Source organism: Streptomyces sp. B6B3, from assembly GCF_039871525.1.
Lineage (GTDB): Bacteria > Actinomycetota > Actinomycetes > Streptomycetales > Streptomycetaceae > Streptomyces.
In genome coordinates this window covers 147986-168522 of record NZ_JBDPLU010000020.1, presented here as the reverse complement: position 1 = coordinate 168522, position 20537 = coordinate 147986, and the positions used below count along the sequence as shown (strand labels likewise).

The following is a 20537-nucleotide window of genomic DNA, read 5'->3' as shown; positions in this document are numbered from 1 at the left end:
TCAGCGGGCCGGGAGAACTCAGGAGTCCATCCGGCGCCCACGCGGCCACCGCGAAACCCGTCTACATCAGTCAATCCAGCGGCCCCTGACGAGGTCGGCCTGGAACCGCCTACTCACGAATTAGGAGAACCAGCATGCTCCGCCGCTTCCGCAACCTCGTCCGCCTCGGCCCGATCGAGGTCGGCACCGCCAACGACCGGCACGGCAACGAGAAACACACCGCCGCCTGCACCGCGCCCCGCTGCGGCTTCTCCGCCGAGTACGACACCCGATCCGCCGCCGAACTCGCCGCCCGCACCCACCGCTGCCCCGCCCACTGAAACGGAGACGAACCGCCGTGACTGTCAGCCTGCCGCTCGTCGTGATCCTCGGCCTCATCGCCTGGGGCGCCGTGAAGTTCCTCGGCGTCCGCCCCTGGCTCGTCGTCGTGATCGCCCTGTTCGGCTTCTACCTCTCCGACACCTTCGTCGCCCCCGCCATCGACTCCGGCACCCGCTCCGGCGTCGACATCGTCAACAACGACCAGGACTGAACCCCGACACCGCGCGAACGTCCCGGGGCGGCCTCGATACCGCCAAGCATCCGCCGCCCCGGGACTGAGACCCCTCCACGACCGAACGCCGCGAAGGAGCAGTCCCATCATCACCCGCACCATCCCGCCCCCGCTGCCCGAACTCGGCAGGCTCGCCGCCACGGGCACCCTGCCCGCACTCGGGCAACAACTCTCCGGCCTCGCCGGCTGCGTCCGCCCGGTCCGCCTGGCCGGACACCGCACGGAACACCACCTCGACACCACCACGGGCGAGATCGGCGCCGCCGTCCGGCACCTGGCGTCGGAAGACCTGCCCGCCGGGCATCTCCTCGTCCGCTGCAACAACCGCCGCACCACCCGCTGCGCCGCCTGCGCCGAGACCTACCGCCGCGACACCTACCACCTCATCACCGCCGGACTCCGAGGCGGCAAAGGCACCCCGGAACGAGTCGCCGCCCACCCGCGCGTCTTCGCGACGCTCACCGCGCCGAGCTTCGGCCCGGTCCACAACCGCCCCAACGGCCGGCCCACCTGCCGCTGCGGCGACATCCACGCGCCCGATGACGAACGCCTCGGCACGGCCATCGACCCCGACCGGTACGACTACGAAGCCGCGGTGCTGTGGAACGCCCACGCCGGGGCCCTGTGGCGGCGCTTCACCATCTACCTTCGGCGGGAGGTAGCCAAGCGCGCCGGCCTCACCCAACGCGCCTTCGCCACCCACGCGCGGGTCTCGTTCGCCAAGGTCGCCGAGTACCAGAAGCGCGGCGCCGTGCACTTCCACGCGGTCATCAGACTCGACGGACCCGAGGGCGGCGCCACCTCGCCTCCCGGCTGGGCGTCCGCCGAGCTGCTGACCGACGCGATCCGTGCGGCTGCCGCCGCCGTGCTCGTGACCGGGCCGGTCGTCGACGGACGGGCCCACGCCTTCACCTTCGGCCGGCAACTCGACGTCCGCACCATCCGCTCCGCCGACTTCGACGGCGGCTCCGAGCTGACCGACCAGGCCGTCGCCGGCTACATCGCCAAGTACGCCACCAAGGGCGCCGAGACCGCGACCGGAACCCTCGACCGGCCCCTGCGATTCCTCGCCGAACTGGCGCCGCTGAACATCTCCGACCACGCCCGACGCCTCATCCGGGCCGCGTGGACCCTTGGGGCCCGCAAGGACCTGGAACACCTCCGCCTGCGCGCCTGGGCCCACATGCTCGGCTTCCGCGGTCACTTCTCCACCAAGTCCCGCCGCTACTCCACCACCCTCACCGCGCTCCGCGACGCACGCGCCGAATGGCGCCGCGTCCAGGCCGGCGAGACAAACCAGCCGGGCGAGACCACGCTCGTCCTCGCCCACTGGGCCTACGCCGGAACCGGCCTGAGCCCCGCCGAACAGTGGCTCTCCGCCTCACTCGCACCCGCCCCCGGAACCCCCGGAACGGAAGGAGAACCGACCCCGTGACGACGGCACCGATCACGAGGAAATGGCACACCACCGCCGAAGTCGCCGCCATGCTCGGCTTCGGCCTCTCCAAAACCAAGATGCTCGTCCTCACCGGCGAGATCCGCTCCGTCAAGGTCGGCCGCAACCGCCGCATCCTCCCGGCCTGGGTCGACGAATACGTCCAGCGCTGCGCCGCCGAAGCCGAAGCCGCGGGGGAGTGGGCGGCATGAGCGGCAAACGAGGCAACGGCGAAGGCTCCATCTACCCCTACCGCAACGGCTTCGCCGCCTACGCCTGGGTCACCACACCCGAGGGCGGACGCAAGCGGAAGTACGTCTACGGGCCCACCCGGGCCGTCGTCCACGAGAAGTGGATCAAACTCCACGCCGAGGCCAGCAGAGGGCCGGTGGCGACCAGCGTGCCCACGCTCGGCCAGTACCTCGCCGACTGGCTCAAGGAGGTGGTTCAGCCGGAGCTGAAGCCGAAGACGAATGAGACGTACGCGATGCACGTCCGGCTGTACATCACGCCGGGCCTGGGAGCGAAGCGGCTCGACAAGCTGACCGTCCGCGACGTGCGGAAGTGGATCAACGACCTGATGGTCCAGTGCCAGTGCTGCGCCCAGGGCAAGGACGCCAAGCGGCCCGAGCGGCACCGGGACCCCATGCAGCGGCGGCACTGCTGCGCGGTCGGCCGGTGCTGTCAGCAGTTCCCCTCCCGGCGGACGGTCCAGGACGCCCGGACGGTGCTGCGGTCGGCGCTCACGCACGCCATGACCGAGGAGTTGATACCCAAGAACGTGGCCGGTCTGGTCAAGGTGCGGTCCGTGCGGCGGAAGAAGCCGCAACCCTGGTCCGTGGAGGAGGCGCGGACCTTCCTGGAGGCCGCCCGCGCGGCCGGCGACCCGCTCTACCCGGCGTACGTGCTGACGCTGGTCCTCGGCCTGCGCCGGGGCGAGGTGCTCGGGCTGACCTGGGACAGCGTGGATCTGGACGCGGGGGAGCTGACCGTTGAGCACTCGTTGCAGCGCATCCAACGGCGGCTCGTGCACGACGAGACCAAGACGGAAGCCTCGACGGCCGTGCTGCCGCTGCCGGACATCTGCGTCGCCGCGTTGAAGCTCCGCCGGGAGGCGCAGCGGGCGGCGCGGGAGGCCGCCGGGGAGCTGTGGACGGACAACGGGTTCGTGTTCACCACGCGCCACGGGACGCCGGTCGAGCCGCGGAACTTCAACCGGCAGTTCGCCGGACGGGCCGACCGGGCGGGGGTGCGGCGCATCCGGCTGCACGACACCCGGCACACCTGCGGGTCGCTCCTGGCGGCGCTCGACGTGCACCCGCGCATCGCCATGCAGATCCTTCGACACAGCAAGATCGCGGTCACGATGGAGGTCTACACCCACGTCCCGTCCGAGGCGACCCGCACGGCGCTCCGGAAGCTCGGCCGGCACCTGGGAGAGCGGCCCTCGGCCGAGTAGCTGAGTTGCTGTACTTCGCTGCTGTACGGCACACCAAAGCCCCCGCCGATGATCTTCGGCGGGGGCTCTGACCTGCGGTGGACCTGAGGGGATTTGAACCCCTGACCCCCTCGTTGCGAACGAGATGCGCTACCAGGCTGCGCTACAGGCCCGTGGTGTCGGACGTGGAAACTGTAGCACTGGGTCGGGGGCGGGCTGAAATCCGTTACTCGCCGGCGGCGCGGGGGTGGTCGTCGTCGGCGTACTGGTCGAAGAGGGGGGTGCGGCGGGGGGGACGTGGGCTCCTGGCGGGGGCGGGGCTGGGGGGTGCCGCCGGCGCTGGTGGAGCGGGCGGAGCTCCAGGTGCCGGGGGAGTCCAGATCAACGCCGCGGGTGGTGCGGGGGGCGACGGGGGCGTTGACGTAGGTGGGGAGGGGGACGGGCGCCGGGTCCCAGGTCTCGGGCTCGTCCGGGGCCGCGCCGTCGCGGCGGCGCTGCTGGTCCTCCCACTCCGCGTGGTCGGTCTGCTCCACCACGGCCCTGGCCGGCTTCTCCGGCTCCGGGTCGGGGCGGGCGGCGGCGCTGGCCTGAGTGCGCTGGTGCAGGCGCCGGGCGGCCTCCTCGGCGCGGCGGCGGTCCAGCGCGACCGCGTAGCGGCGGTTCTCCTGGCGGCGCACGTGCACCACGTAGGCGAGCAGCAGCAGGGCGGGCACCGCCGGGACCCAGAGCAGGCCGGGGCCGGCGGAGAGCGCGAAGACGCCGCCGAGGGTGAAGGCGAGGAAGAGCACCATGGTGGTGCGCCGGCGCCGTGCGAGGACCTTGGCGCGCGCCGTGGCCGCCGCGGTCTTGCCGCCGCCGGCGGGACCGGGGCCGCCGCCGGACGCGGCCGGCTCGGCGTCGCGCGGCTGGGACGCCGCGGGCGCGGTGGCCGAGGCCGGCGCGGAGACGGGGCTGGGGCCGGTGACGGGCTCGGCGAAGGCCCGGAGGTCTGCGGAGACGTCCGGGGTGGCTGGCTCGTCGGTGGTCTCGGCCGTCGCCCCCTCGTCGGGGTCCCCCGCCGCCGCGCGCCTGCCGCGCGTCAGCAACCGCAGGGCCGTGCTGAACCGCTCCGTCGGACGGGCCTCGTTCAGCTCGTCCTGCCGGCGGAGCCACATCGGCACGAGATACGCGGCCCAGGCCCCGACGATCACTGCGAAGATGAGGCCACTGCTGCTCACGCTCACACGGTAGAGGGATTGGCGCGAGTCCATCCGCCAAATCGGGCGGTGTGTCGCCCGAACTGACGCTCCTTCCGTGTAATTCTTCGGATTGTTATAAAGCCCGGGGGTGACGGGGCCGGTGCCGGAGCCGGTGTCGCGGCCTCGCCGGGACCCGCCGAATATCGAACATTCATTTGATTTCGGCGGAATCGGCGGGGTCCGCCGAGCCCTGTCCGTCCGGTGGTGAGTCGGAGCGCGGTCGGCGCTGCCGATGCCAGCGGGGCAGCAGGCCCTCCGGCGCCTCCTCCGATGTCAGGGCGAAGACCAGATGGTCCCGCCAGGCGCCGTCGATATGGAGATAACGCGGGCGCAGGCCCTCCTCCCGGAATCCCAGTTTCTCGACGACGCGGCGGCTCGGGACGTTCTCCGGGCGAATGCAGATCTCGATGCGGTGCAGCCCGAGGGTGAGGAAACAGTGGTCCACGGCGAGCGCCACGGCCGTCGGCATAACGCCGCGGCCGGCCACCGCCCGGTCGACCCAGTACCCGATATGACCCGCGCACATCGATCCCCAGGTGATTCCGGCGACCGTCAGCTGGCCGACCAGCCGTCCCTGACACGTCACCACGAACGGCAGCATGCGCCCGGCCTGGGCCTCGCCGCGCAGGTGACGGACCATCTGGCGGAACGTGGGGCGGCGCGGAGAGAGGTGCCCGGGCGGCGCGGGCGGGATGGTCGCCTCCCAGGGGCGCAGCCAGTCGCGGTTGCGCTGGTTGATCTCCCGCCACGGGCGGTGGTCGCGCTGTCTGATGGGGCGCAGGCCGATCTCGCCGTCCACGAGTTCGACGGGCCAGTGTGTGCTCACGGCTGGTGATCGCCGCCGCGCAGCTGGTCCACGGCGTGCCGGAGCAGCGGGCGCAGCACGGTCAGGCCGTCGCGGACGCCGCCGGCGGAGCCGGGCAGGTTGACGATCAGGGTGCGGCCCGCGACGCCGGCGAGCCCGCGGGAGAGCGCGGCCGTCGGTACCTTGGCCTGTCCGGCCGCGCGGATCGCCTCGGGAATGCCGGGGACCTCGTAGTCGAGCACCCGGCGGGTCATCTCGGGGGTGCGGTCGGTCGGGGTCACGCCGGTGCCGCCGGTGGTGAGCACCACGTCGTATCCGGCGCTCACCGCGGCGCGCAGCGCCGCCTCGACGGGCTCGCCGTCCGGCACCACCTGGGGCCCCTCGACGACGAAGCCCAACTCGCCGAGCGCCTTCGCCAGCAGCGGGCCGCCGGTGTCCTCGTAGACTCCCGCGGCGGCCCGGTTGGACGCGGTCAGCGCCAGCGCCCGGTACGCGCCCCCGTCTGCGGCCCCCGCCGCCCCCGTGGTCGTCATGACGCGCGTCTCCCGTTCTCCCCGGCCTTCCCGCCGGTCTGCTCCGCGGCGGCGCGGCGCCACGTTCCCGACCTGCCGCCGGACTTCTCCTCGACCCGGACGTCCGTGATGACCGCGCCCTTGTCCACCGCCTTGACCATGTCCACGAGGGTCAGCGCGGCGACGCTGACCGCGGTCAGCGCCTCCATCTCCACGCCGGTACGGTCGGTGGTGCGGACGGTCGCCGTGATCTCCACGGCCTCGTCGGTGACGGCCAGGTCCACGGTCACGCCGGACAGCGCCAGCGGATGACAGAGCGGGACCAGCTCCGGCGTGCGCTTGGCGCCCATGATCCCGGCGATCCGCGCGGTGGCCAGCGCGTCGCCCTTGGGCATGCCCGCGCCGCGCAGCAACGCCACCACCCGCGGTGCGACCAGCACCCGGCCGGTGGCCGTGGCCTGCCGCGCGGTGACCTCCTTACCGGAGACGTCCACCATCCGGGCCGCCCCGGCCTCGTCGAGGTGGGTGAGATGCGGGGTGCTCATGAGGAGTCACGTTACTCCGCGCTCAGCCCAGCAGCACGACCGTCAGGTGTGTGCCTGGACGCACCTCGGTGGTCGCCTCCGGGATGTCGAGCAACGCGTCCGCCTGGGCGAGGGCGGCGATGAGATGGGAGGAGGCGCCGCCGACCGGGCGGACGGTGCCGACCGCCTCGCCGGGGGCGGGCGGCGCGTAGACGCCGCGCAGGAACTGCCGCCGGCCGCGCGGCGAGGTGAGTGTCCCAGGGCCCCCCTCTGCTGCGGCCGTCAGGTCGAGCCGGGCCTCGACCCGGGGACGGTGCAGCGTTTCTGGCGGGTGCCCGGCCATCGCCCGCAGCGCCGGGCGGACGAAGAGCTCGAACGAGACGTAGGCGCTGACCGGATTGCCGGGCAGGGCGAACAGCGGGACGCCGTCCAGCAGCCCGAAGCCCTGCGGCTTGCCCGGCTGCATCGCCAGCCGCCGGAAGGTCACGCCCCCGGACCCGCCGAGCGCCTCCTTGACCACGTCGTACGCGCCGACGCTCACGCCGCCGCTGGTGATCACGAGGTCGGCGCCGCCGAGCTGGTCCGCCAGCGCGGCGCGCAACGTGGCGGGGTCGTCGGCCACGGAGACGGCCCGGTGGGCCGCGGCGCCCGCCTGTTCGGCGGCGGCGGCCAGCATCGGGCCGTTGGAGTCGTGGATCTGGCCGGCCGCGAGGTCCGCGCCGGGCGGCGCCAGCTCGCTGCCGGTGGACAGCACCACCACCCGGGGCCGCGGGCGCACGGTGACCGTCGCGCGCCCCACGGCGGCGAGCAGGCCGACCTGCGGCGGGCCGAGCACCGTGCCCGCGGGGACCGCGAGGGTGCCGGGCCGGATATCGCTGCCGCGCCGCCGGACATGCTGGCCCGCGCCGGCCGGGCGGTATACCCGCACCTCGCCCCAGCCATCCCCGTCCCGCCGACCCGGGGCGGGCGACATCGCCTCCGCCGGGCCGCCGCCGACGCCGCCGTCGGTCCACTCCACCGGGACCACGGCCTGCGCGCCGGGCGGCACCGGGGCGCCGGTCATGATGCGGACGGCCTGGCCGGGACCGACCTCGGGCGCACCGCCGCCGCCCGCCGCCGCCTCGCCGACGACGGTGAGCACGACGGGGCGCTCCGCGGCGGCGTCCGCGACGTCGGCGGTGCGCACCGCGTACCCGTCCATCGAACTGTTGTCGAAGGGGGGCAGGGCCGCCGGCGCCGTGACGTCCTCGGCCAGCACGCGGCCGAGGGCGTCCGCGAGTTGCGCGTCGACCGGGTCGAGCGGTCGGATCGCCCGCAGGACGTCGGACAGATGGTCGTCGACGGAGATCAGGTCACTCAAGGTTCGGCATCTCCTCGCCGACGTACCGGCGCAGCCACGCCCGGAAGTCGGGGCCCAGGTCGGGGCGTTCGCAAGCCAGGCGGACGATGGCCCGCAGGTAGTCGCCCTTGTCGCCGGTGTCGTACCGCCGGCCGGAGAAGATCACGCCGTGCACCGGGCCGCCCAGGGACGGGTCGAGGGCCATGGCCTGCAGGGCGTCGGTGAGCTGGATCTCGCCGCCGCGCCCGGGCGGCGTCTTGCGCAGCACCTCGAAGACGCCGGGGTCGAGCACGTACCGGCCGATGATCGCGTAGTTGCTGGGTGCGTCGGCCGCGGCCGGCTTCTCCACCAGGCCGGTCACCCGGCGCACCCCGTCCCGGTCCACGGGCTCGACGGCGGCGCAGCCGTAGAGGTGGATCTGCTCGGGCGCCACCTCCATCAGCGCCACGACGCTGCCGCCGTACGCCTGCTGGACCTCGGTCATCAGGGACAGCAGCGGGTCGCGGGGGTCGATGAGGTCGTCGCCGAGCAGGACGGCGAACGGCTGGTCGCCGACGTGCGGGGCGGCGCACAGCACGGCGTGGCCGAGGCCCCTGGGGTCGCCCTGGCGGACGTAGTGCATGGTGGCGAGGTCGTTGGACTCTCGGACGCGGGACAGCCGCTCGTCGTCTCCCTTGCGGTTGAGCGCCTCCTCCAGCTCGTAGTTCCGGTCGAAGTGGTCCTCCAACGGCCGCTTGTTCCGCCCGGTGATCATGAGCACGTCGGTGAGGCCGGCGGCGGTCGCCTCCTCCACCACGTACTGGATCGCGGGCCGGTCCACGACCGGCAGCATCTCCTTGGGGGTGGCCTTGGTGGCCGGCAGGAAGCGCGTGCCGAGACCGGCGGCGGGAATGACAGCCTTGCTGATCCGGGGTCGTGGTGACGTCATGTCGGTCACCCTATCCACCGGGTGTTGGAGCGACGAGCACTTTGACGGTGTGCGTCGTGCTATGGGTGCTTTTGGCGTTGGCCGGTCGCGGGAGAGGCTGTAACCGGTCGTGAAGGGAGCGCGTGGGCAACGTGGGCAACATGGGCAACATGGACGACGACGCGGCGACGGCCCGCCGGATGAAGCGCGAGGTGCGGCGCGATCTGCTCGCGGTGCGGGCGGCGCTGGCCGACGACGAGGTGGTGCACGCCGCCGACGCGCTGGAACGGCGGGTGCTGGCGTTGCCCGAGCTCGCGGATCTGGCGCCCGGCGCGACGGTGGCGGGGTACGTGTCGGTGGGCCGCGAGCCGGGCACGGCCGGGCTGCTGGCGGCGCTGCGCGGCCGCGGGGTGCGGGTGCTGCTGCCGGTGCTGCTCCCCGACTTCGACCTCGACTGGGCGGAGTTCGAGGGCGCGGGGCGGCTGGTGGAGTCCGCGCACGCCGGGCGGTCCCGGCTGCTGGAGCCGCGGGGGCCCCGGCTCGGCAGGGCGGCGGTCACGGACGCGGCCGTGGTGCTGCTGCCGGGGGTGGCGGTGGACCGCGACGGGGTGCGGATAGGGCGCGGCGGCGGCAGCTTCGACCGGGTGCTGGGCCGGCTGGCGGCGGCGGGCGCCGAACCGGCGCTGGTCGCGCTCGTGTACGGGCACGAGATGGTGGAGCGGCTGCCCAGGGAACCCCACGACCGGTCGGTGCACGTGGCGGTGACGCCGGAGGGCGTACACAGGTTCCCCTCCGGGGAGGGGTGACCCGGGAACACCCGCCGGCGACGACGGCTCCGGACGGTGAGACGGTCTGTGTGCCGGAGGAACGGACGCGGCCGCATGCCGGCGGGAGCCCGGGCGCTGGGTGCAGGGCGCTGCCGTGACGGGGAGGGCGAGCGCGCGGCGCGGGGTGGACGAGTGACGAGGGCAGAGTGAACGGGTGCGGGCCCGTTCGCCTCGGGAGGCCGCCGGTGCGGGTCTCGGCCGGGTTCCGGCCGAGGTCCGGTTCCGGCCGGGCCGCGTGGGCCCTCGCGGCGTTCGGGACGGGCGGGGACGTGCCGCTCAGGGCGCGCGTACGGGTCTGTGCGGCGCCGCGCGCGGGGTCCGTTCGGCCGCGGGGACAGGGGGGAGCGTCGGACAGGGCGGGGATCGGTTCCCGGTGCCCGGTACCGCCGGCCCGGGTGGCGCCCGCGGCGTTCGGACCGGCGGGAACGGTGCTGCTGGGGCGGGGGGTACGGCACGCGGCGCCCGCGGCGTTCGGACCGGCGGATACGCCCGTCACCGGGTGCAACCAACGCGCGCGGCGTCCGCGTGGGGTCCCGGCGGGAAGCCGCGTCGCTAGCCCGGGGTGAGGGTCAGCGTGTCCTGGGCGGCCGCGTCGACCGCGCCCCTGGTGTGCACCCACGGCAGGTACTCGCCGGCCGCCCACATGCTGGTCTGGTCGACGTAGTTCGGATGGTAGGTGTGCCCCGACGCGCCGGAGAGGTTGATCCACAGCGAGCCGTCGAGGTCGGCCAGGTCGACGATCATCCGCATCGACGGCACCCACGTGATCTCGTACCCGCCGGCCGCGTTCCAGCCGCTGGCGTCCACCGCGTCGCTGCCGCCCGAGAGGTTGTACGGGCCGCGGTTGAGCAGCCACTGGACCGGTCCCGGGCCCTCGGTGCCGAGCGTCTGGTTGTTCAGCATCAGCCGGTGCAGCCGGCCCCAGCTCCAGGTGTCGATGTCCTTGCCCAGCTCGGCCGTCATCTCCCAGCGGGCGTCGCGCATGGCTCGGCGCAGCAACTCGTCCCGGTTGAAGGTGCCGTCCTCGGTGGCCGTGGCGGGCGTCTGCCACCAGTGGCTGTCCGGATCCTCGAGGATGCCGAGCACCACCTGGAACCACCGGTCGCCGCCGTCCGGCTGCGCGGTGTCGGGGGAGCGCTCGCCGCACTCCTCGATCAGCCGGGTGTTGCCGTTGAGGTCCTCCAGCGGCTCGGACTCGTCGGCCGGCGGGACCTCCAGGCACTGGCCCTCGACGCGCAGTTCCTTCGGCAGCTTGTTGCCGAACGCGAGCTGCAGCAGATTGCGCCAGACGGCGTTGTAGTAGGCGGCGGCGGGGGAGTCGGCGTCCTGGGAGTAGTCCCAGCCCTCCAGCAGTTGCTGGGCCTCGGAGACGTAGTCGTCGCGGATCTCGATGTCCAGCAGGTACGGCACGAGCGTCTCGGCCATCTCGTTGTGGTTGTCCAGCTGGATGTCCTGCATGTCGCCCATCGAGACCTTGCCGCCCTCCTCGATGGTGGAGGTGATCAGCTCCTCGATGCGGTTGCTGCGGGTGCCGTAGCTCCAGTCCTCGGTCAGGTGGTACTCGTACTCGTCCGGATCTATGACGGGTTGGTTGGCCGTGACGATGTATCCCCGTTCGGGGTTGTACTCGTACGGAAGGTCCCTCTGCGGGATAGAGCCGGTCCAGTCGTAGGAGGAGTCCCAACCGGGGGACGGGTACCGGCCGTCGCCCTCGCCGCGCACCGGGATGTCGCCGGGGGCCTGGTAGCCGATGTTCCCGGCGGTGTCGGCGTAGATGAGATTCTGTGAGGGAACTGCGAAGTCCTGGGCCGCCGCCCGGAACTCGTCGAAGTTTGTCGCCGCGTTGAGCGAGAAGACCGCGTCCATCGTGTTGGACGGGGTGAGCGCGGTCCAGTTGAGCGCGACCGCGTAGCCGCTGCCGCGGTCCGGCGCGTCGGCGTCCACCGGCGCGGTGCCGCCGACGTCGGCCAGCTCGGAGTCCCGGTCGGAGATGATCGGCCCGTTGACCGTGGAGCGCACGGTGATCTCCCGCGGCTCGCCGCCGGCCACCTCGATGATCTCGTCCCGCGTCTCGTACGGCACCCACTCGCCGTCGCGCAGGTACTTGCCGTCGTCCAGCTTCTCCAGCCGCAGGTCGGTGACGTCGGCGCCGAGGTTCGTCATGCCCCAGGCGATCGACTGGTTGTGCCCGATTATGACGCCGGGCATCCCGGAGAAGGTGAACCCCGAGACGTCGAACGGGCACGCCTCGGTGACCTCGTTGCAGTGCAGGCCCATCTGGTACCAGACGGACGGCAGCGACGGCGCCAGATGCGGGTCGTTGGCTAGCAACGGCTGGCCCGAGGTGGTGTAGTCGCCGGAGATGACCCACGAGTTGGAGCCGATGCCGGCTCCGTTCGGGCCGAGCAGCGAGGGGATCTCACCCAGCGTCTCGGACAGCGATCCGAGCTGGCTGCTGAGGCCCTCGGTGGCGTCGGAGTACTCCTCGCTCCGGGTGTACGGCGCGGAGTAGGACTCGGTGCCGTTGCCCGGCTCGGTGACGATCGGGGCGTGCTCGTCGTACGGGTACGCCGGGTACAGCTCGGCGATCTCCTCCTCGCTGAGCCGCCCGGCGAGCAGCGCCCGGTCGATCTCGTCCTGCATGTTGCCCGTCAGGTCCCAGGCCATCGCCTTCAGCCACGCCACCGAGTCGACCGGGGTCCACTCTTCGGGCCGGTAGTCGTTCTCGAAGCTGAGTGCCGCGTACTCGACGGACAGCTCGGCGCCGCTGTTCTCGTCGAGGTAGGCGTTCACGCCGTCCGAGTACGCCTGGAGGTACGCCCTGGTCTCCGGGGACAACTCGTTGTCGTACTCCTGCTGCGCCACCTCGTGCCAGCCCATGGTGCGCAGGAAGGCGTCGGTCTCCACCTGGCCCTCGCCGAACATCTCCGACAGCCGGCCGGCGGTCATGTGCCGCCGTACGTCCATCTCCCAGAAACGGTCCTGCGCGTGCACGTATCCCTGGGCGCGGAACAGGTCCTCGGCGGTGTCCGCGTACAGCTGCGGGATGCCGTTGGCGTCGCGTTGGACGGTGACGGGTGCGGACAGCCCGTCGAGCGCGAGCTCCCCGCTCGTCTGTGGGTAGGAAGCCCGTACGGTGCTCACCGTCCAGTAGGCGCCGTAGCCGAGCCCGGCGACGAGCACGAGGACGAGGGCGATCACGATCAGACGAGCGCGTCGCCTGGGCTTCTTGGCGCGGGGCATCTCTGTCCTTCACAGGGCAGCAAGGCAGTAGGAAGCAACCATAGACATACGGCCACCAGGGTGAGCCTACGGGGAGTCACCCGCTCAGGCCGCAGCGTTCATAGGCTGGTAAATTCTCCGCAAAGGTGGCGCATTCGCACCATCGGGACCGTCGTTCCTGGCAGCGTCGCCGCACACTGCTCCCGCGTTCGCACGATGTCAGCGTTCGAGCGAGCATCCGGGGCAGCGTTCACGGGGACGGCGTCGTGGAAACGTTCGTGAAAACGTTCATGGCAGCGTTCGTGGCAACGTTCGGAGCAGCGTTCGTGGCGACAGCGTCCGGAAGGACGGCGTCCGTGGGAGCAGAGGAGGTCCGCCGCTGACTGTCGACCGCCTCAACGAGCTGCTGCTCGGCGGCGCACTGGTCCTGCTGGTCGCCGTCGCCGCGGTGCGGCTGACCTCGCGCAGCGGGCTGCCGACCCTGCTGCTCTACCTCGCCATCGGCATGGCGCTGGGCGAGGACGGATTCGGCGTGGACTTCAGCGACGCCGAGCTGACCCGGGTGCTCGGCTACGCGGCGCTGGTGCTGATCCTGGCCGAGGGCGGGCTCGGCACGCGGTGGCGGGACATCCGCCCGGCCATCCCCGCCGCGAGCGTGCTCGCCACGGTCGGCGTCGGCGTCAGCGTCGGGGTCACCGCGGCGGCGGCGCACCACCTGGTCGGGCTCGGCTGGGAGTCGGCGCTGGTGATGGGCGCCGTGGTGTCCTCGACCGACGCCGCCGCCGTCTTCTCCGTGCTGCGCCGGGTGCCGCTGCCGCGCCGCGTCACCGGGGTCCTGGAGGCCGAGTCCGGCTTCAACGACGCGCCCGTGATCATCCTCGTGGTCAGCCTCTCCGAGTTGGACCACGAGTCCAAACACTGGCTCGAGCTGGTCGGCGGGATGGCGCTGGAGCTGGCGATCGGCCTGGTGGTCGGGCTCGTGGTCGGCCGCATCGGGGCGCTCGGGCTGCGGCACGTGGCGTTGCCGGCCGCTGGCCTGTACCCCGTCGCGGTGCTGTCGCTGACCGTCCTGGCGTACGCCGCCGGCGCCCTGGCGCACGGCTCCGGCTTCCTCGCCGTCTACGTGGCGGCGCTGGTGCTGGGCAACTCCCGGCTGCCGCACCGGCCGGCCACCCGGGGCTTCGCGGACGCGGTGGCCTGGCTGGCGCAGATCGGGCTGTTCGTGCTGCTCGGGCTGCTGGCCGACCCGAGCGGGCTGTGGCAGGACTTCTGGCCGGCCATCGTGATCGGCCTCGCGCTGTTCCTGCTGGCCAGGCCGCTTTCGGTGCTGGTGTGCCTGCTGCCGTTCCACCGGTCCTGGCGGGACCAGGTGATGCTGTCCTGGGCGGGGCTGCGGGGGGCGGTGCCCATCGTGCTCGCCACCATCCCGGTCGTCGCCGGGGTCGAGGACAGCGACCGGATCTTCAACATCGTCTTCGTGCTGGTCGTGGTCTTCACCGCGTTCCAGGCGCCGACCCTGCCCTGGCTGGCGCGGCGCCTCGGGCTCGGCGGCGGCGCCGAGGGGACGGTCGAGGTGGACATCGAGTCGGCGCCGCTGGAGCGGCTGCGCGGGCATCTGCTGTCCCTCGCCATCCCGGAGGGCTCCCGGATGAGCGGCGTGGAGGTCGCCGAACTGCGGCTGCCGGCCGGCGCCGCGGTGACCCTGGTGGTGCGCGACGGCACCAGCTTCGTGCCGCAGCCCTCCACGGTGCTGCGACGCGGTGACGAACTGCTGGTGGTGGCGACCGATCCGGTGCGGGACGAGACGGAACGGCGGCTGCTCGCGGTCAGCCGGGGCGGCAAGCTGGCGGGCTGGCTGGGGCAGACCCGTGGCAGCAGCCGGGTGCGCCGACGGCGGGAGTGAGCCGACGTGACGGTGGGAGTGAGTAGACGCGGGACCGGGGAATGTTGCACGATGGAGCGTCGTTAGCACTCACTCAGGAAGAGTGCCAGGAGGAACCCGTGCCGACGTACCAGTACCAGTGCACCGCCTGCCACGAGGGCTTGGAGGTGGTGCAGAAGTTCACCGACGACAGCCTCACCGAGTGTCCGAGCTGCCAGGGGCGGCTGAAGAAGGTGTTCTCGGCCGTGGGCATCGTCTTCAAGGGCTCGGGCTTCTACCGCAACGACAGCCGCAGCTCCTCCTCCGGCGGCAGCCCGGCCGCCGCCAAGTCCGCTGACAAGGCGGACAAGACGTCCGCCGACAAGAGCTCCTCGGACAAGGGCTCGGACAAGGGCGGCGCCTCCGGTGACAAGAAGGCCGGCTCGGGTTCCTCCTCGTCGTCCTCGTCGTCTTCCAAGTCCACCACCAGCACCGCGTCCGCGGCATGAGCGCCGGGGACGCGACAGCGTCCGACGCGGCGACCCAGACGACGACCGGTGCGGGGGCCGAGGCGGGGGCCGAGATAAGGGCCGAGATAGGGATCATCGGCGGCTCCGGGCTGTACTCGTTCCTGGACGACGTGACCGAGGTCGTCGTCGACACCCCGTACGGGCCGCCCAGCGACTCGCTCTTCCTGGGAGACGTCGGCGGCCGGCGGGTCGCCTTCCTGCCGCGGCACGGCCGCGGACATCACGTGACGCCCAGCGGGATCAACTACCGCGCCAACCTCTGGGCGCTGCGCTCGCTCGGCGTGCGCCAGGTGCTCGGCCCGTGCGCGGTGGGCGGCCTGCGCCGGGAGTACGGGCCCGGCACGCTGCTGATCCCCGACCAGCTGGTCGACCGCACCAGGAACCGCGGGCAGACCTTCTACGACGGGGAGCGGCGCGCCGACGGCACGCGGACGAACGTGGTGCACGTCACGTTCGCCGACCCCTACTGCCCGGCCGGGCGCCGGGCGGCGCTGGGCGCCGCCCGGGAGAGCGGCTGGGAGGCGGTGGACGGCGGCACGATGTGCGTCATCGAGGGGCCGCGCTTCTCCACCCGGGCCGAATCGCTGTGGCACGCGGCGCAGGGCTGGTCGGTGGTCGGGATGACCGGGCACCCGGAGGCGATCCTCGCCCGCGAGCTGGAGCTCTGCTACACGTCGCTGGCGCTGGTCACCGACCTGGACGCCGGGGCGGAGATCGGTGAGGGCGTCTCGCACGCCGAGGTGCTCGCGGTCTTCGCGCAGAACGTGGACCGGCTGCGCACCGTCCTCTTCGACGTGATCGCGCGGCTGCCCAAGGACCGCGACTGCCTGTGCGTCGACGCCCTCGGCGGTCAGGACCCCGGCATCAGCCTGCCCGCCTGAGCGAACGGCGAGCGCCGCTCAGGCCGCCGCGTCGAGGGCCAGCTGTCCGGACTCCAGCCGCAGCAGGTGGCGCTTGCGGGTCAGGCCGCCGAGGCCGTAGCCGGTGAGCGCGCCGGAGGACGCGACGACCCGGTGGCACGGCAGGAAGAGCGGTACCGGGTTCGAACCGTTCGCGGCGCCCACCGCCCGGGCGGCTCCCGTCGGCAGGTCCAGATCGCGGGCCAGCGCGCCATAGCTCGTCGTGACGCCGTACGGGATGTCGGCCAACCGGTGCCAGACCCGGCGTTGGAACGGCGTGCCCGCGACGGCGACGGTCAGGTCGAAGTCGGTCAGTCGGCCGTCGAAGTAGTCGCGCAGCTGGTCGACGACGTCCCGGAACGGCGCCTCGTCGGCGGTCCAGGCCGGGTCGGGTCCGGCCGACTCCGTCAGGTCGACGCGGGTCAGCGCATGCCCGTCGCCGACGAGAAGCAGCTCGCCGAGGGGCGAGTCGACCAGCGTGTAGCGAGGCGCCGCGTCCTGGCGCCGCTCGTGAAACCGGATCACCGTTCGGCCTCCTCCTGTCTCGATCGCCCTTCCACTCTCGGGGCGGGAACGCCCCGCCGCTGGCGGGAATCGGACATCGTCGCGGCGGCAGCATTGTGGCGGGGCGGCGGCTGACGTGACCGGTGTGGGGGACGAGGTTATCCACAGCTGTGGATCTGTCCACAGAGCGCAGCGGGATCGTCGCGGAACGTGCAGGGTGATCCGCATGAGTGCGTTCACCACCACCCCGATGTCCTCCGGCTCCGAGCTCGCGGAACCGACCGTTTCCGGTACGGCGCGCCTCCTCCCGACGACGGCGGTTCCGCCCCACCACGCCCCGGCCGGTGCGGGCACCGTGGTCCGCGTCGCGCCCTCCCCGTCCGCGACGGTGCGCGGCACGGCCGGATACGACCTCGTGAGCCCGGCCCCCGGTCCGCCCGCCCCCGAGTCGCTCCATCCCGTGCCACTCGGCTCGGGTCCGGCCGCCGTCGCCGGCCGTGCGGCCGCGCCCGGTCACGCCGCTCCGAACGTCGTGGTCCTCCCCGGGCGCCAGCCCGGGCCCGTGCCGGCGTTCCCGCCCGTGCGGCCCCGCGGCGGGCGGCACCGGCTCCGGCGGGCGGTGTGGCGCCGGCGGCGGGCGCTGGCCGTCTCGCTGGTGGCCACCGCCGCTGCCGGGTTCGCCGTCACCCTTCCCCGGGGCCCGGGCGGCGCCGACGGTCCCGTCACCGCGGCGGCGGACGCCCGGGAGGGACCGGAGAGTCGGGCCGGCGAGGCGGACGCGGGTCCCGCCCGTCTGGTGGCGGCTCCGGTGCGGATCGCCGACCCGGCGGCGGTCCGGCTGCTGCGGCCCGGGGACCGGGTGGACGTGCTGGCCGCCGCGCCGCTGCCCGGCGACGGGGGAGCCGCCCGGGTGGTGGCGCGCCGCGCCGAGGTGGCCGAGGTGCCGGCGGGCGTGCCCGAGGATGCTCTGGGCGGCGGCCTCCTGGTGCTGTCCGTGCCGCCCGAGACCGCCGCCGCGCTCGCCGGCGCGGCGGCCTCGGCGGAGCTGGCGGTGGCCCGGTGGTGATCCGATGCCCTGGCCACGGCCTTACCCGAGAGTGTGATCCCGACTGGACACGCCTCCCCGACCTGGGGCAGCGTGAGCGGATCGGACCCACGGGAGACACCGACGAGACGGGAGTGAGGGAGCGCGGTGACCGAGGAGGACAAGGGCCTCGTTGCGGGGATCAGGGTGACTCTGGCCGGCTTCAGGGAGTTCCTGATGCGCGGCAACGTGGTCGAGTTGGCCGTCGCGGTGGTGGTCGGCACCGCCTTCACGAGCATCGTCAACTCGGTGGTCGAGGGTGTGATCAATCCGCTGGTCGGTGCCTTCGGCACCCAGGACCTGGACCAGTACGAGTCCTGTCTGCGCGGCCCGTGCGACTGGAACGACGCGGGCGAGGTGGTGTCGGGGATCCCCATCCGCTGGGGTTCGGTGATCAGCGCCTCGCTGACCTTCCTCATCACCGCCGCGGTCGTCTACTTCCTGATGATCCTGCCCATCACGCGGTATCTGGCGCGCCGGGACGCCAAGTCCGAGGTGCCGCTGGCCCCGACCGAGGTGGAGCTGCTCATCGAGATCCGGGACGAGCTGATCGCCCAGCGGACGGGCGCCGCCCGGCCCGATGCGTCCGATGCCGACCAGCCCGGGCCCGAGGGCCCCGAGGCCGAGACGGCGGCGGCCGGTGCGGCCAGCGTCGCGTCCCAGCGGTCCGGTCCCGACGGCGGCCGGGCGGACTCGACCTAGCTGTGTTGTTCGGGGAGGTTGGTGACGCGGGCGTCGTCCTACAGGTGGTGCGGCGGCCGTTCCCTGAGGAAGCGCACGAGGTCCGCGGTCCCCGTGCCGCCGAGCTCCGGATCGTCGAAGGGCCGCTCGCCCCAGCCCAGGTCGGCGTCGTCGGACGCCCCGCGGTCCAGCGGGTCGTCGAAGTGGAGTCCGGTCAGCGGCCGGGGGGATCCGGGGTCGGCCGGCGGCTGCTGGCTGGTGGGCTCGGGCGTGACGGGATCCGGGTCCCGCGGTGGGCCGTCCGGCCGGGTTGTGCCGCTCATGCCGCCAGCGTACGGCGCGCCGGTCCCCGGGTGCGGCGGGACGGCCGCGGCGGCGAGCGCCTCGTGCCACCACATGTCCCGCCCGGGCACCCACGGGATCGGCCGTCCCAGTTGGGGGACGACCAGCACGCTGCGCACCTCCGGGCACCCCCAGAGGGCCCGGTCGAGGCCGGCCTTGACGTCCAGCACGGAGCCGTCCGACCGGCAGCTGTTCGCGGTGATCACGACCCTGGCGCCGGAGGTGCGGATGCGGTTGCGGACGAAGCCCAGATGGTCCCCGACGGGCAGGGTGATCCGCATCGCGCCGATCCGGATGCAGGCGAGCGTGACGACGACGGACTCCAGGGACATCGGCAGCAGCACCGCGACGGGGTCGCCGTCGCGCACCCCGAGCGAGGTCAGCGCGTGCGCCGCCTGCGTGCCCTGGCGCAGCAGCTGGGCATGGCCGAGCACGTCGGCCGGCCCGAGCCTCCGCTCGCGTCCCGTGTTCTCGTCCCCCGGGCCATGGTCATCTGGCGACATGGAGGGCAGCCTGTCGGGTGCCGATTGATGTCCGATAAACGTCCGTTGGATGTCCGAGTTGCGTCGGGCGTCGCGTGGGGAGCGGGGGGTGCCAGGGAATCGGCGCCGTGGTACGGATGGGGGCCATGAGCGATGAGCACGCCGGCGACTCCGGGGCGGCCATCCCGCCCACCGGGCCGAGGAACGCGCTGACGGACGTGGCGGGCCTCCGGGTGGGGCATGCGGGGCGGGTCGGCGACGGCTGGCTGACCGGCTGCACCGTGATCCTGACGCCCGACATGGGGGCACCTCCCGGGCCCCCAGGGCCTGGGGGAGGCACCGTGGCCGCGGTGGACGTGCGCGGCGGCGGCCCCGGCACCCGGGAGACGGACGTCCTCGACCCGCGCAACCTCGTGGAGCACATCGACGCGGTCCTGCTCGCCGGCGGCAGCGCGTTCGGCCTCGACGCCGCCGGTGGCGTGGTCGAGTGGTTGGAGGAGCGCGGGCGGGGCTTCCGCATCGGACCGCGCCCCGACCAGGTGGTGCCGATCGTCCCGGCCGCGGTGCTCTTCGACCTCGGGCGGGGTGGCGACTGGCGGGCCAGACCGGACGCCGCGATGGGCCGGGCGGCGGCCGAGGAGGCGGAGCGGGCGGGGCCCGGCGCACCGGTCGTCGAGGGGTGCGTGGGCGCGGGCACCGGAGCGACGGTGGGCGGCATGAAGGGCGGGATCGGGACGGCCAGCGCCGTTCTGCCGTCCGGCGTCACGGTCGCCGCCCTGGCGGCCGTCAACGCGGCCGGCTCGGCCGTGGATCCGGAGACCGGCGCGCTGTACGGGGAGCCCAACACCCGACCGCCGGCCGACGCGCACGCGGAGGCCCGGCGCCGGCTGGCCGCCGCCGTGGCGGAGAGCGCCCGCCGCGCGGAGGTCGCCCGCCACCCCCCGTTGAACACGACGCTTGCCGTGGTCGCGACGGACGCCGAGCTGTCGCCGGCGCAGGCCCAGAAGCTGGCCGGCGTCGCCCACGACGGGCTGGCCCGGGCGATCCGCCCCGCCCACCTGATGACCGACGGGGACACGGTCTTCGCCCTGGCCACCGGGGACCGGCCCGGGCCGGCGGGTGCGACCCCCCTCGCGGCGGCCCTGGTGTTCAACGAGCTGCTGGCGGCCGGCGCCGACGTGCTGACCCGTTCCGTGGCCAGGGCGGTGTTGGCCGCCGAGGGCGTCGACACCCCCGGCGGCCGCTACCCCTCCTACCGTGACCTCTACTGACCGGGATCTCTACTGACCGTGGCCGGGTCGCGACATGCGGCGGCCCCCGCGGCGGGTGCCGCGGGGGCCGCGTGGCGAGGGCC

Annotated in this window: 20 protein-coding genes, 1 tRNA gene and 1 pseudogene; 12 read left to right on the top strand and 10 right to left on the bottom strand. The window is 73.5% G+C overall.

Annotation, left to right across the window (positions count from 1 at the left end; translation table 11 throughout):
* Window positions 1-134: 134 nt before the first annotated feature.
* The 5 genes from ABGB06_RS31705 (at window position 135) to ABGB06_RS31685 (ending at window position 3447) form a co-directional block, all read left to right on the top strand.
* Window positions 135-320 (top strand): mobile element transfer protein, encoded by a 186-nt coding sequence (locus ABGB06_RS31705; RefSeq protein ID WP_347596141.1) that lies wholly within the window; start codon window positions 135-137, stop codon window positions 318-320.
* Window positions 321-337: 17 nt separating this feature from the next.
* Complete coding sequence (locus tag ABGB06_RS31700; protein ID WP_347596138.1) at window positions 338-532, top strand: hypothetical protein; 195 nt, start codon at window positions 338-340, stop codon at window positions 530-532.
* A gap of 133 nt (window positions 533-665) precedes the next feature.
* A complete protein-coding gene (locus ABGB06_RS31695) occupies window positions 666-1988 on the top strand; it encodes a replication initiator (RefSeq protein WP_347596179.1) in 1323 nt (440 codons plus the stop codon).
* Window positions 1985-2200, top strand: a complete 216-nt coding sequence (locus ABGB06_RS31690) for an excisionase family DNA-binding protein (protein WP_347596135.1) — start codon at window positions 1985-1987, stop codon at window positions 2198-2200. Before ABGB06_RS31695 ends, ABGB06_RS31690 begins: the two co-directional genes overlap by 4 nt.
* Entirely contained in the window at window positions 2188-3447 is a 1260-nt protein-coding gene (locus ABGB06_RS31685) for a site-specific integrase (protein WP_347596133.1), read from the top strand. The genes ABGB06_RS31690 and ABGB06_RS31685 overlap by 13 nt, the downstream gene beginning before the upstream one ends.
* Before the next feature lie 78 nt (window positions 3448-3525).
* Here the strand turns inward: ABGB06_RS31685 and ABGB06_RS31680 are convergent.
* The 7 genes and pseudogenes from ABGB06_RS31680 to galU form a co-directional block, all read right to left on the bottom strand.
* A tRNA-Ala gene (locus ABGB06_RS31680) sits at window positions 3526-3599 on the bottom strand.
* A 53-nt stretch (window positions 3600-3652) separates the two neighbouring features.
* A pseudogene (glpR, locus tag ABGB06_RS31675) lies at window positions 3653-4643 on the bottom strand (gephyrin-like molybdotransferase receptor GlpR).
* 172 nt (window positions 4644-4815) lie between these two features.
* Window positions 4816-5490: a GNAT family protein gene (locus ABGB06_RS31670; RefSeq protein WP_347596130.1), complete on the bottom strand. Its 675-nt coding sequence runs from the start codon at window positions 5488-5490 to the stop codon at window positions 4816-4818.
* A complete protein-coding gene (locus ABGB06_RS31665) occupies window positions 5487-6002 on the bottom strand; it encodes a MogA/MoaB family molybdenum cofactor biosynthesis protein (protein WP_347596127.1) in 516 nt (171 codons plus the stop codon). The genes ABGB06_RS31670 and ABGB06_RS31665 overlap by 4 nt, the downstream gene beginning before the upstream one ends.
* Entirely contained in the window at window positions 5999-6526 is a 528-nt protein-coding gene (moaC, locus tag ABGB06_RS31660) for a cyclic pyranopterin monophosphate synthase MoaC (RefSeq protein ID WP_347596124.1), read from the bottom strand. Before moaC ends, ABGB06_RS31665 begins: the two co-directional genes overlap by 4 nt.
* A gap of 22 nt (window positions 6527-6548) precedes the next feature.
* Window positions 6549-7865, bottom strand: a complete 1317-nt coding sequence (glp, locus tag ABGB06_RS31655) for a gephyrin-like molybdotransferase Glp (RefSeq protein ID WP_347596122.1) — start codon at window positions 7863-7865, stop codon at window positions 6549-6551.
* Entirely contained in the window at window positions 7858-8772 is a 915-nt protein-coding gene (gene galU, locus ABGB06_RS31650; RefSeq protein ID WP_347596119.1) for a UTP--glucose-1-phosphate uridylyltransferase GalU, read from the bottom strand. Before galU ends, glp begins: the two co-directional genes overlap by 8 nt.
* A 149-nt stretch (window positions 8773-8921) precedes the next feature.
* Here galU and ABGB06_RS31645 point away from each other — a divergent pair, with 149 nt between their 5' ends.
* On the top strand, window positions 8922-9557 hold the full coding sequence (locus ABGB06_RS31645) for a 5-formyltetrahydrofolate cyclo-ligase (protein ID WP_347596176.1): 636 nt from the start codon (window positions 8922-8924) through the stop codon (window positions 9555-9557).
* 573 nt (window positions 9558-10130) lie between these two features.
* On the opposite strand, the gene ABGB06_RS31640 is transcribed toward ABGB06_RS31645, so the two are convergent.
* A complete protein-coding gene (locus ABGB06_RS31640; RefSeq protein ID WP_347596116.1) occupies window positions 10131-12821 on the bottom strand; it encodes a penicillin acylase family protein in 2691 nt (896 codons plus the stop codon).
* Between the two features lie 358 nt (window positions 12822-13179).
* On the opposite strand from ABGB06_RS31640, the gene ABGB06_RS31635 reads away from it, so the two are divergent.
* From ABGB06_RS31635 to ABGB06_RS31625, 3 genes are all read left to right on the top strand, one after another.
* A complete protein-coding gene (locus ABGB06_RS31635) occupies window positions 13180-14703 on the top strand; it encodes a potassium/proton antiporter (RefSeq protein ID WP_347596173.1) in 1524 nt (507 codons plus the stop codon).
* Window positions 14704-14801: 98 nt separating this feature from the next.
* Entirely contained in the window at window positions 14802-15170 is a 369-nt protein-coding gene (locus tag ABGB06_RS31630) for an FmdB family zinc ribbon protein (protein ID WP_347596114.1), read from the top strand.
* A complete protein-coding gene (locus ABGB06_RS31625; RefSeq protein ID WP_347596111.1) occupies window positions 15167-16072 on the top strand; it encodes an S-methyl-5'-thioadenosine phosphorylase in 906 nt (301 codons plus the stop codon). Before ABGB06_RS31630 ends, ABGB06_RS31625 begins: the two co-directional genes overlap by 4 nt.
* Before the next feature lie 18 nt (window positions 16073-16090).
* On the opposite strand, the gene ABGB06_RS31620 is transcribed toward ABGB06_RS31625, so the two are convergent.
* A complete protein-coding gene (locus ABGB06_RS31620; protein ID WP_347596108.1) occupies window positions 16091-16615 on the bottom strand; it encodes a methylated-DNA--[protein]-cysteine S-methyltransferase in 525 nt (174 codons plus the stop codon).
* 205 nt (window positions 16616-16820) lie between these two features.
* Here ABGB06_RS31620 and ABGB06_RS31615 point away from each other — a divergent pair, with 205 nt between their 5' ends.
* Together ABGB06_RS31615 and mscL are read left to right on the top strand one after the other, a co-directional pair.
* On the top strand, window positions 16821-17660 hold the full coding sequence (locus tag ABGB06_RS31615) for a hypothetical protein (RefSeq protein WP_347596105.1): 840 nt from the start codon (window positions 16821-16823) through the stop codon (window positions 17658-17660).
* A 126-nt stretch (window positions 17661-17786) separates the two neighbouring features.
* On the top strand, window positions 17787-18380 hold the full coding sequence (gene mscL / locus ABGB06_RS31610) for a large conductance mechanosensitive channel protein MscL (RefSeq protein WP_347596102.1): 594 nt from the start codon (window positions 17787-17789) through the stop codon (window positions 18378-18380).
* A gap of 38 nt (window positions 18381-18418) precedes the next feature.
* Here the strand turns inward: mscL and ABGB06_RS31605 are convergent, their stop codons facing one another.
* Entirely contained in the window at window positions 18419-19204 is a 786-nt protein-coding gene (locus ABGB06_RS31605; RefSeq protein ID WP_347596099.1) for an AMP-binding protein, read from the bottom strand.
* A 125-nt stretch (window positions 19205-19329) separates the two neighbouring features.
* Between ABGB06_RS31605 and ABGB06_RS31600 the strand changes: the two genes are divergently transcribed.
* Complete coding sequence (locus ABGB06_RS31600) at window positions 19330-20454, top strand: P1 family peptidase (protein WP_347596096.1); 1125 nt, start codon at window positions 19330-19332, stop codon at window positions 20452-20454.
* Window positions 20455-20537 lie beyond the last annotated feature (83 nt).

Excerpts from the sequence above, each read along its gene's own strand:
- ABGB06_RS31705 (WP_347596141.1), top strand. The coding sequence starts at position 135 with ATGCTCCGCCGCTTCCGCAACCTCGTCCGCCTCGGCCCGATCGAGGTC.
- ABGB06_RS31665 (WP_347596127.1), bottom strand. The coding sequence starts at position 6,002 with ATGACGACCACGGGGGCGGCGGGGGCCGCAGACGGGGGCGCGTACCGG.
- moaC (WP_347596124.1), bottom strand. The coding sequence starts at position 6,526 with ATGAGCACCCCGCATCTCACCCACCTCGACGAGGCCGGGGCGGCCCGG.
- galU (WP_347596119.1), bottom strand. The coding sequence starts at position 8,772 with ATGACGTCACCACGACCCCGGATCAGCAAGGCTGTCATTCCCGCCGCC.
- ABGB06_RS31645 (WP_347596176.1), top strand. The coding sequence starts at position 8,922 with ATGGACGACGACGCGGCGACGGCCCGCCGGATGAAGCGCGAGGTGCGG.
- ABGB06_RS31640 (WP_347596116.1), bottom strand. The coding sequence starts at position 12,821 with ATGCCCCGCGCCAAGAAGCCCAGGCGACGCGCTCGTCTGATCGTGATC.
- ABGB06_RS31625 (WP_347596111.1), top strand. The coding sequence starts at position 15,167 with ATGAGCGCCGGGGACGCGACAGCGTCCGACGCGGCGACCCAGACGACG.
- ABGB06_RS31615 (WP_347596105.1), top strand. The coding sequence starts at position 16,821 with ATGAGTGCGTTCACCACCACCCCGATGTCCTCCGGCTCCGAGCTCGCG.
- ABGB06_RS31605 (WP_347596099.1), bottom strand. The coding sequence starts at position 19,204 with ATGTCGCCAGATGACCATGGCCCGGGGGACGAGAACACGGGACGCGAG.
- ABGB06_RS31600 (WP_347596096.1), top strand. The coding sequence starts at position 19,330 with ATGAGCGATGAGCACGCCGGCGACTCCGGGGCGGCCATCCCGCCCACC.